At 49.4% G+C, this 9,477-nt stretch carries 10 protein-coding genes and 1 pseudogene; 9 read left to right on the forward strand and 2 right to left on the reverse strand.

Features of this window, described 5'->3' with window-relative positions; genetic code table 11:
• Nucleotides 1–279 precede the first annotated feature (279 nt).
• On the forward strand, nt 280–1,431 hold the full coding sequence (locus CWM66_RS07845) for a Gfo/Idh/MocA family protein (RefSeq protein WP_074776919.1): 1,152 nt from the start codon (nt 280–282) through the stop codon (nt 1,429–1,431).
• Nucleotides 1,432–1,842: 411 nt separating this feature from the next.
• Nucleotides 1,843–2,148, forward strand: a complete 306-nt coding sequence (locus CWM66_RS07850; protein ID WP_079516900.1) for a hypothetical protein — start codon at nt 1,843–1,845, stop codon at nt 2,146–2,148.
• Between the two features lie 396 nt (nt 2,149–2,544).
• On the opposite strand, the pseudogene CWM66_RS28875 reads toward CWM66_RS07850, so the two are convergent.
• Nucleotides 2,545–2,656, reverse strand: a pseudogene (locus CWM66_RS28875) (transposase); the annotation flags it as partial.
• A 204-nt stretch (nt 2,657–2,860) separates the two neighbouring features.
• Here CWM66_RS28875 and CWM66_RS07860 point away from each other — a divergent pair.
• The 7 genes from CWM66_RS07860 to CWM66_RS07890 all read left to right on the forward strand — a co-directional run bounded on the left by CWM66_RS07860 (nt 2,861) and on the right by CWM66_RS07890 (nt 8,821).
• Entirely contained in the window at nt 2,861–4,087 is a 1,227-nt protein-coding gene (locus CWM66_RS07860; protein WP_007373350.1) for a PfkB family carbohydrate kinase, read from the forward strand.
• A 1-nt stretch (nt 4,088) separates the two neighbouring features.
• A complete protein-coding gene (locus CWM66_RS07865; RefSeq protein ID WP_007373349.1) occupies nt 4,089–5,012 on the forward strand; it encodes a dihydrodipicolinate synthase family protein in 924 nt (307 codons plus the stop codon).
• Between the two features lie 15 nt (nt 5,013–5,027).
• On the forward strand, nt 5,028–5,519 hold the full coding sequence (locus CWM66_RS07870) for a YhcH/YjgK/YiaL family protein (RefSeq protein WP_007373348.1): 492 nt from the start codon (nt 5,028–5,030) through the stop codon (nt 5,517–5,519).
• A complete protein-coding gene (locus CWM66_RS07875) occupies nt 5,516–6,793 on the forward strand; it encodes an MFS transporter (RefSeq protein WP_007373347.1) in 1,278 nt (425 codons plus the stop codon). The genes CWM66_RS07870 and CWM66_RS07875 overlap by 4 nt, the downstream gene beginning before the upstream one ends.
• A 223-nt stretch (nt 6,794–7,016) precedes the next feature.
• Nucleotides 7,017–7,439 (forward strand): hypothetical protein, encoded by a 423-nt coding sequence (locus CWM66_RS28880; protein ID WP_158262938.1) that lies wholly within the window; start codon nt 7,017–7,019, stop codon nt 7,437–7,439.
• Between the two features lie 110 nt (nt 7,440–7,549).
• A complete protein-coding gene (locus tag CWM66_RS07885; RefSeq protein WP_071920354.1) occupies nt 7,550–7,939 on the forward strand; it encodes a hypothetical protein in 390 nt (129 codons plus the stop codon).
• Nucleotides 7,940–8,275: 336 nt separating this feature from the next.
• Nucleotides 8,276–8,821 carry a hypothetical protein gene (locus CWM66_RS07890; RefSeq protein WP_199200029.1) on the forward strand — a complete coding sequence of 182 codons (546 nt, stop codon included), beginning with the start codon at nt 8,276–8,278 and terminating at the stop codon, nt 8,819–8,821.
• Between the two features lie 248 nt (nt 8,822–9,069).
• On the opposite strand, the gene CWM66_RS07895 is transcribed toward CWM66_RS07890, so the two are convergent.
• Nucleotides 9,070–9,477 (reverse strand): IS30 family transposase (locus tag CWM66_RS07895; protein WP_107146471.1); only part of this gene is annotated, 408 nt, incomplete at its 5' end.

Genomic DNA, 9,477 nt, shown 5'->3' on the forward strand with positions numbered 1-9,477 from the left:
ATGACTGCACGCGCTTCCTCCTGCCCTGCACCGCCCGGGATGACCCTTTATAGATGTGCGAAAGATAGGGTAAAAAAACTTAAATCGCAATAACAAATAAATATGGAAGACACAACACTAAATAAAAATGATTAAAATCATATAAATAATAAAAACATTGATTTTTACGCTCAGGATATTAATTGACTTTAGTTTTTCTGCCGTAATAAGTTAGCGGTCAGATTATCAGCAGCCTGATGGGTCGGGCAGCTAACAGGCAACGGGTTTCAGGGGTATAACATGAAAGTGGGCATTATTGGTCTTGGCTTTCGTCTTTCCCATGTGGTGAAAGAGTTCAGCAAAGCCGATACAGAGTTCTCAGTAGTGGGTTATGTCGATCCGGCTCCGGCGGGTTTACCCAATCTTCACACCTTCGGTATCGATCCCGGCAAAGCATTCGACAGCATTGACGCCCTGCTGAGTCATGGCGGTTTTGATCTGTTGCTGATCGGCTCACCGAACTTTATGCATCTTGAGCATATTCGTCAGGGACTGGCAGCGGGTTATACCGTCTTCACCGAGAAGCCGGTGGTCATCAATGAAGAACAGACGATGTCGATGGCGCGGCTGGTGCAGCAGTATGGCCACGAGCGTATTCTGGTCGGTCTGGTGCTGCGCTACTCGCCGCTGTATCACGACCTGTTGATGGCGCGTGATGATAAACGCCTCGGAGAGATCACCTCCATCGAAGCCACCGAACATATCAAGCCATACCATGGCGCCTTCTTCCAGCGCGACTGGCGTCGGCTGGAGAAATACGCCGGTCCGTACATTCTGGAAAAATGCTGTCACGATATCGATCTTTATCAGGGCCTGATGGGTGAGCGCCCGGTGCGTGTCGCCAGCTTTGGTGGCCGTAAATCCTTTACCCCGCAACACGCGCCGCAGGGCGCCGTCACCCCTGATTCCGAGGTGTATCATGTCAAACCGAGCGGCTGGTCAAGTACCGACGCGGTGTTTGATAGCGACGCCGATATCGTCGATTACCAGACGGCCATCATTGAATACGCCGGTGGCGCCACCCTGGCCTTTCACGCCAACCTCAACGTGCCGGATGAGTTCCGTCGTTTTTGCGTAATGGGCACCGACGGCATGGCGGAAGGTGACTTTGTGCGTAACTATTTCCGCGTGCATAACGCCCGTACCGGCGAGCGTGAAGTAGATACCACATACAGCGGCAACGCTTACGATGGTCACTATGGCGCTGACGCGCTGATGGCTGAAGAGATTGTGAAACACATTAAACAGGGAACGCCGCTGAAAGTAACGGTGGTGGACGCACTGGAAGCCGGGCTCACCGCAATTAAAATCGACGAAGCGCGAAAATCGAAAACCGTGGTGGATATGACAGAAAGCTGGAAACAATTTGACGCCAGCCTGGGGAAAAAGTAGCCATATAACGGCTACAGACTCGCGGTCCCCCTAATCGCGAGTTTTGTCATGGCGATACAGACTGGACATCTCCTTTACCGGCCTCCTGGCCGGTTTTTATTTCTCACTCAAAACCACGTCCTGTGGACCGGGCCATCAATAGATTTTCGCTTTGCCTGATAGTATTGAGATCTTTTTCTGGCCTGCAGCAGCGCGTATCACGCTTAAACCCGATGTTGATGATGGGAGTGAAATCGCGCGCACGACTTTCATGTCGATTCATCGTGAAAAGAGGGCATAAGAGAAATTAAATCATTCATCAATAGTTACCAGAAAAAGCGTAACATGTGTTTTTTTGTATAAAATACTCTTATCGTTTTTTGTAAGTTAGTTATGCTTGTTTAACTACTCCGAATTAGAAGGTGACGCGCAATGAAACAATTAAGAATTTATACATTAAAAGATAAAGAAAGTGCGGAAAAATATTTCCGCACTTGTTGGCCAAAGCACATGGTGAGCTTACCAAAGTTTGGGATCTTCATTAACAGCGTATATCTGGGTGGCAATGAGCAAGCTAATCAGGTTATAGCTGTGGTCACGTTCCCTGAAGAGTGTGATGTTAACCTTTTAAATCGCCAATATATGCAAAGCCCGGATTTTAGCGAAGACATGCGTGGATTCAATATGACAGATATAATTCATGTTGATGAAATTGCAATTAGCGAAACGCTTTTTTAACAGCTTTTATTGCAATAGCTGACCGGCACAACCCAACGAGACAATATTTTTCCAGCAATAATTCATTTGAAAGATATTCGCGACTTCAGAAAGTTGAATATACCCTCGACCAGAAGCAGAAAGTCTGCTTCTGGCTGTGAGTTCAACGGGTCGATAAGAGTTAGAAACGGAAGGGTAGTACGTGATTACGTAAAGGGAAAAGAGTAGGCCCCATTCCCTGTGCGATCCCCATCAGCGAAAGCCCACCTGCTGTTGCATGAGACTAACCCCGAATAATCAGGAATAACCGGCTTAATGTTGGTTGTTTATCCTGGTAACCGGAAGGTTTCACAGCAAATTCTGATGGAGTCAATCATCCCGGCGCAGAGTGGGAACGCCGCCGTATTTCTTGCGCTACGTACAGAACGTGGCATCGGAAATGCCCGTCTTGCGGCAGAACCGGTATGCCCGGCTCAGCCAGCTTCAGGGCAAAGACAATCTGCTCTTCAGTGAATCGTGATTTTTTCATCGTCACCACCTCCGTTCAGGGGAGTATGGATCATGCCGGAATTTCTGTTTCTGAATGGAGCAGGATTTTGGGTCAGGGTCATGTATCTGATAACCCATTTTCATCATTTTTGTTTGCTTCCGTTCTGCCTGAAAACATGGGATTAATGTCACTCTTCCGGTTTTGGTCAGTTCGTATACTGCAAGAGTGCTATCGGGGTCCATTATGTTTCTTGAAGAACGTAGAAAGTCTATTTTGCAATATTTAGATGAGCATGAGCGTGGCTATGTGAATTATTTTGCGGCGCATTTTAATGTCACGAAAGAAACGATACGCAGTGATTTAAATACTCTTGCAGAGATGGGTCTGGTGCAGCGCTGTTACGGCGGAGCAATTATTTCACGCCGTAGTTTGCTGGCCGAACTTATTTCTGAAACCGGTGATAGTTTTGAGGTGCTACTGCAACCTATTTATCACCGTAAATCACCCAGTGATGAGCGACAGAAAGGAAAATTTATGCAGGGCAAGGTATGTGTATTTGGCTCGTTCAATGTTGACATTGTGGCTAAGGTTGAACGTTTCCCACGGGGAGGAGAGTCGCTAATGGCGCTGGGCAGCAGTCTGGGGCCGGGCGGGAAAGGGGCTAACCAGGCAACGGCCGCCAGTAAAGCCGGTGCTCAGGTGCACTTTGTCGCAAAGGTGGGTAAAGATCAGTTCAGTAATTTAGCCGCGGATCACCTAACTCGCTCTGCAATTCACTCTTACACGCTTTATCAATCTGAGAGTGAACCAACCGGTAATGCAATTATTTATGTTTCTCAGGAAAATGGCGAAAACATGATTGCTATTTATTCTGGGGCAAATAAGACTATTACCCACAATGAAATTCAGGCAATTATTCCGGAATTATCTTCATCTGACGTTTTATTGGTTCAACTGGAGAATAATTTCGATGCCACTCACTCGATAATTAAGATCGCTCACGAACTGGGTAAGCGAGTGATTCTGAACCCGGCCCCTTATTCTGCTGAAATTATACCCAGCATTCCCTTTGTGGATGTCATTACGCCGAACGAAACGGAGGCGTCTTTATTGTCGGGTATCGACATTAACGATCTTGATACCGCAAAAGAAGCGGCCCTGCGCATTGCCGAACTGGGTGCCAGGAAAGTGCTGATTACAATGGGGTCGCGTGGTGCACTGCTGCTGGACAACCGCCAGTTTAGCCATATCCGCGCCTTCCCTGCCGTCACCGTGGATACCACCGGTGCTGGCGATGCTTTTAACGGTGCGCTAGCCGCCTCGCTGGCCGCCGGAAACAGTCTGGTGCAGGCCACAACCTGGGCTTCCGCCTTTGCCTCTCTGGCCGTTGAGCTGGAAGGGGCATCCAACATGCCTGATTTCGAACAGGCAAACGCACGACTCCGTACCCTCAGAACTCAGGAAAAATAATATGAAAACGATCAACGGTATTGTTCCGGTAATGCTGACGCCATTCACAGCTGACGATCGGATTGACTATCCGGCGCTGGCGAAATTAATCGACTGGTATCTGGAGAAGGGGGTTGATGCGCTGTTTGCCGTCTGCCAGTCAAGCGAAATGCAGTTCCTTTCTTTAGAGGAACGTGTTGAGCTGGCGCGCTTTGTGGTACAGCACGTTAACGGCCGCATTCCGGTTATCGCCTCTGGTCATATCAGCGACGATATTGAAGCACAAAAAGCCGAGCTGCTGGCGATGGCGCAGACCGGCATTGATGCTCTGGTGCTGGTGACCAACCATCTCGATCCGCGTAACGAGGGCAGCGAAGTCTTCTACGCTACGCTCAATACGCTGCTGGATACGCTGCCGGCCTCTCTGCCGCTCGGCCTTTACGAGTGTCCGGCGCCATATCGCCGCCTGCTAAGCGATGATGAATTTACCTGGTGCGCCAACAGCGGCCGTTTCATTGTGCTGAAGGATGTGAGCTGCGATCTGCCGACCGTTGAACGTCGCGTACGTCTGGCTCAGGGGACGCCGCTCAACGTCATTAACGCCAACGCGGCGATTGCCTGGCCAGCGATTCTGGCGGGTTCGCAGGGCTTTAGCGGCGTGTTTACCAACTTCCATCCTGAACTGTACAGCTGGTTATGGCGGGAAGGGAAAAACCAGCGCGCGCTGGCCGATGAACTGGCGATTTTCCTCTCGCTGGGGGCCGTGACCGAAACGCTGGGCTATCCGAAAAACGCCAAAATTTATCATCAGCGCCTCGGGACCTTTGACGGTATCACCTGCCGGGTTAACAAGGATGATGTGCTGAATAAGTTCTGGGGGCTGACGGTGATCCTCGACCAGATTCGTGCCGGAACCGAACAATGGCGTCAGCGTATCGCTGGCTAAGCAGAGGATGCCATTATGATCGTAACCAGTATGAAGGCATGGCCTGCCCAGGAATCCGCTTTCCATCCGGTGATTCGTCAGGCGCTGGCTTTTCTTGCGCAGAATGATTTTCAGGATTTCGTGCCGGGCAAAATCGACCTGATCCCTGGCAGGCTGTTCTGCCTGTTACAGGAGATGGACAGCGTACCTTTTGAAGAGGCGCGGCCGGAGTCACATCGCCAGTTTATCGATATTCAGTATTTGATCTCGGGTCATGAGCGTATGGGTGTCAGCCGTGTAGAAAGCGGTCTGCATACCGTTGTTGATGACCGTACACCGCAGCAGGACATCATGTTCTGGCAGGTTGAAAAAGAAGAGATACAGGTGACGTTAACGCCCGGTATGTTCGCGATTTTCTTTCCGCAAGATATTCATCGTCCGTGCTGCCATCCGCAGAGTGGTGGGGTTAATCATCTGCGCAAGGCGGTTGTCAAAATCGATCGTGCGTTACTGGAGGAGACGGTATGAGCACAGTGAATCCGGCTTCCGCCACGGCAATTGCGCCGCCGAAGCTCTCCCGCCGTCGCTGGGGGATCATTTTAATTCTGCTCCTGGCTGCGGTAGTGAACTACCTTGACCGCGCCAACCTGAGTATCGCCAATACCACTATTTCGAAGGAGTTTGGTTTCTCCGGCACTGAAATGGGCTTGCTGCTGTCGGCGTTCCTCTGGCCTTATGCGTTGGCTAACCTGCCCGCCGGATGGCTGGTAGACCGCTTTGGTCCGAAGAAGATGTTCACCGGTGCGCTGACTCTGTGGTCCGCCGTGACCTTCCTGATGGGGTTTGTGAACACCTACAGTTTTTTCTACGGTCTGCGGGTGCTGTTAGGGGTTGCTGAGTCCCCGTTCTTTACCTCGGGTATCAAGATCACCCAAAGCTGGTTTTCAGATAAAGAGCGCGGCCTGCCGACATCGATCATCAATACCGGTTCGCAAATTGCTAATGCCATTGCTCCGCCGCTGCTGACCGTTCTGCTGCTGTGGGTAGGCTGGCGCGGGATGTTTATCGCCGTCGGTCTGTTGGGGATTCCGTTAGTGCTGGCGTGGTTGAGGTTTTATCGCGATCCGGATGCGCGGGAAGCGATGCTGATTCATACCGGTAAAGTCGCCGTTACCACAGCGGATAAACCGCAGGTAAACTGGAGCGACCTGTTCCGCAACAAAACGACCTGGCTGATGATTTCCGGCAACTTCTGCATCATGTTTACTATCTGGGTTTATCTGACCTGGCTGCCGGGTTATCTGGAAACGTCGCTGGGCTTTAGCCTGAAGCAGACGGGCCTGATTGCGTCGATTCCGTTCTTCGCCGGTATTCTTGGCGTGCTGTGCGGCGGGATGATCTCTGACCGTCTGGTGCGCAAAGGGGTTAATGCGGTAACGGCGCGTAAGGTGCCTATTGTGCTGGGTGCGACGATGGCGGCCTGTTTTGTGATGCCAATTCCGTTCGTCAGCAACAGCGGTACTGCGATTACGCTACTGACGCTGGGCTATTTCTGCTCGCAAATGCCATCCGGAGTTATCTGGGCGCTGGCAGCAGATATGGCACCAAAAGAGCAGGTTGCTTCCCTCGGTGCGATCCAGAACTTTGGCGGTTTCCTCGGTGCAGCGCTGGCGCCAGTGATCACCGGGATTATCCTTGACACTACCGGTCAGTTCACCAACGTCTTTATTCTCGGTGGCTGCCTGCTGTTCCTTGGCGCCTGTCTCTATGGTTTCTTTGTACGTAAACCGTTGGCACAGTAGTTCTCTCCTCAGACAAAGCGCCGGCTGGTGCTTTGTCTGTCTTGCTGTGTGCCATGGCCGTATCGCGGGACAGTAACCACAATCTTTCGGGAAGGAAAGGATCCTTATATCGCTGAAAGCCATTGCTAAAATCTCGGTAACAACTAGCCGTGCAGTTAAATTGCCATGAGGATGTGTTGCCGGAGGCGCTTACTCGCGTGAAAACCCCGCAGGGGAATTGACCATGGCGAATATTGATTCGGCGGCCAGTGCAGCCGGGTTGACGGAGTTGAAACCTGTCGATTACACGGCAGTACTGGAAAAAAATGAATGCGCGGGTACAGGCGCCAGGGCTGACCGGGACACCCGGTCTGATTGTGATGCCGGCACAGAACGCCACACCGAAAAACATCACGGTATTCGCCGGGCTGGCCTCACCACAGCAGATCCTTTCCGCGATACAAAAAGCACAGAACTGTACGCGCCCGATCCGTCCGGGCTTGTCCAACCCGGCAAAGGGGGGATACCCCCTCACCTTCGCCGGGCGCCAGTTTGTGACAGTCATCAGGCATTATTTCCTGTGTGTTTGTTACTGCAGACGTTCGGTAAGAACACGCCCGGATGCCTCGGGGCGTGTTTGGGTCTCGGTTTGGTCACCATGTCATAGATATAGACGACCGCATCGTGCCAAAAGCAGACGTTGATAAGCTCGTAATGCATTATGGTAAGATGCTACCTATTCACGGTAATGGCCCGAGGAGTCATTCAGGATGTTATATGACTGAGAAATTAAAAAATATCAAAAATGATGGTTTCTGTTTTAAAAACAGATTACTGGTGAATTTTAGATATTCATCAGGTGCTCTACAGATTACATTATCCTCAACTCAAGAAAACAAAATAGATGAAATTGACATAGTTTTTGATTGGGTACATTCTTTTCGTGTCACAGATGAAGGCGATTTATTAAAGCTGCAAGATGAACTCAGCGGCCAAATGCTAACAGGGATTTATGTGGTTGAAGGATCAGGATATTTGAGTTGGTTTAATAATCAAAGTGCCAATATCCATGATAATGATGAGATAGTACATTACTTAATCGTTACAAATGAAGATGTTATTGATGTTTTATCATCTGTAAAACCATTAATATCTTACTGTGAATAAATATGCCAGTCTTCACCAGAATTTTTTAATCACCGGCTCAAGTAGTAATGCCGGTGATTCCGGTCTCAAAGTCAGCTCCTCGCTCACAGCGGACCTTTCGCTCCATTAGATTGTCCTCTCCGTGCCAAAAGCAGACGTTGATAACGTTGAGATATGTTAATTTATGAGGAGCAGGTCACCTGAGGGGCGCGCACTATATGATGTGTCTAACTCTCGGATTAAGGTGGTCGAGTGGAACCAAGCTTCGAATGGAACATATTTCCCCAAGAAGGGAAGTGATACAAAAGCTTTTGAGGGAAATGTTCCTCAGTCGGTTCTTGATAGTTTAGGATTGAAATGATGAAAGTTTATCAGGGTAATATTTCTAAAGAGTCATTAAGCCTGTTTGTTTCAGATATTGGCGCCGGAGAATTTTTTTCATATGTAGGGCACTTGGTTTCACTAGAGCAAGCAATTTCTGTGCTGGGTTTGCTCTCTCCTGATTTTATTGAGATCCAGGGGCATATTTTCTGGCTACCTAACGCTCAGCAATACGACCCGAAAAGGTTTCATTTGCTGGGGCTAGTAGAGAGTAAATCTTGTGTATTAGTACAAAGTACATCGCGCAGAGACGTTGAACGATACAGAAATATTTTTTCAATAAACCAGTTTTTTTCAAAGTGGGAAGATGCACCGGACCGACCCGTATTTAAAGTAGGTCTGTCCAAAGAGGATTATCGTCTTTGTCATTTATTTGCCGAGCAGATAACTAGATATTGGAAGCGCGCGTTAGCAGAGGCTTTCCCGGATAAGGTGTTTCAGTTTGAAATTGCTGACGACCTTCTGGATGAATATGGGGTTTGTCTGACATTTTGGCAGGAGTCTGTCAGTAATTCAGTGTAACTGCCCACTAGTTAAAGGTGAGCGCTCAGGCGGTCACCGAACTCGATAATGAAACGACGCATTTCCAGCCGCCAGTTCTGGATCGGCATACTCCATTTTTTTGCCTTCCATAGAGGTAAGCTCTGGAAATGTGACCTGCTCCCCGTTTATTAACATGCGTCATCAGCTGTGGGATAAATTACGAACTCCCGCTGTTCGCTCAGAGCGGACCTTTAGCTCAGTTACCTGGTCCGCTTCGTGCTGTGAGTTCAACTGATGGATGCAACACATTGGTTAAAACGCTCTGCGGGTGATTCAAAGTCCAGCGTTTTTCTCGGCCTTTCGTTGAGCTGTCTGGCAACACTGTTAAGTCTTTGCTGGCTGTGAACCGATAAGTCAGTTCCTTTTGGAAAATACTGCCTGAGCAATCTGTTCGTATTTTCATTGGAGCCGCGTTGCCAGGGTGATTGAGGATCGCAGAAGTAAACCTGAATATCTGTGGCTACAGTAAACCGGGTGTGGCTGGTCATTTCAGCGCCCCGGTCCCATGTTAATGTTTTATAAAGCTCAGCAGGTAATTCCCGGGCTTGTCTGATGAGTGCAGATATAACCGTTATGGTCTTGTTGTCCCTGACTTTGGCCAGCATAACAAAACGGGAATGACGTTCTACGAGGGT

Origin of the sequence: Kosakonia sp. H7A (genome assembly GCF_003028445.1) — a bacterium.
Lineage (GTDB): Bacteria > Pseudomonadota > Gammaproteobacteria > Enterobacterales > Enterobacteriaceae > Kosakonia > Kosakonia radicincitans.

Coding starts and splice junctions, on each gene's coding strand:
- CWM66_RS07870 (WP_007373348.1), top strand. CDS start 5,028: ATGATCGTAACCAGTATGAAGGCATGGCCTGCCCAGGAATCCGCTTTC.
- CWM66_RS07865 (WP_007373349.1), top strand. CDS start 4,089: ATGAAAACGATCAACGGTATTGTTCCGGTAATGCTGACGCCATTCACA.
- CWM66_RS07885 (WP_071920354.1), top strand. CDS start 7,550: ATGACTGAGAAATTAAAAAATATCAAAAATGATGGTTTCTGTTTTAAA.
- CWM66_RS07875 (WP_007373347.1), top strand. CDS start 5,516: ATGAGCACAGTGAATCCGGCTTCCGCCACGGCAATTGCGCCGCCGAAG.
- CWM66_RS07890 (WP_199200029.1), top strand. CDS start 8,276: ATGATGAAAGTTTATCAGGGTAATATTTCTAAAGAGTCATTAAGCCTG.
- CWM66_RS07845 (WP_074776919.1), top strand. CDS start 280: ATGAAAGTGGGCATTATTGGTCTTGGCTTTCGTCTTTCCCATGTGGTG.
- CWM66_RS07850 (WP_079516900.1), top strand. CDS start 1,843: ATGAAACAATTAAGAATTTATACATTAAAAGATAAAGAAAGTGCGGAA.
- CWM66_RS07860 (WP_007373350.1), top strand. CDS start 2,861: ATGTTTCTTGAAGAACGTAGAAAGTCTATTTTGCAATATTTAGATGAG.
- CWM66_RS28880 (WP_158262938.1), top strand. CDS start 7,017: ATGGCGAATATTGATTCGGCGGCCAGTGCAGCCGGGTTGACGGAGTTG.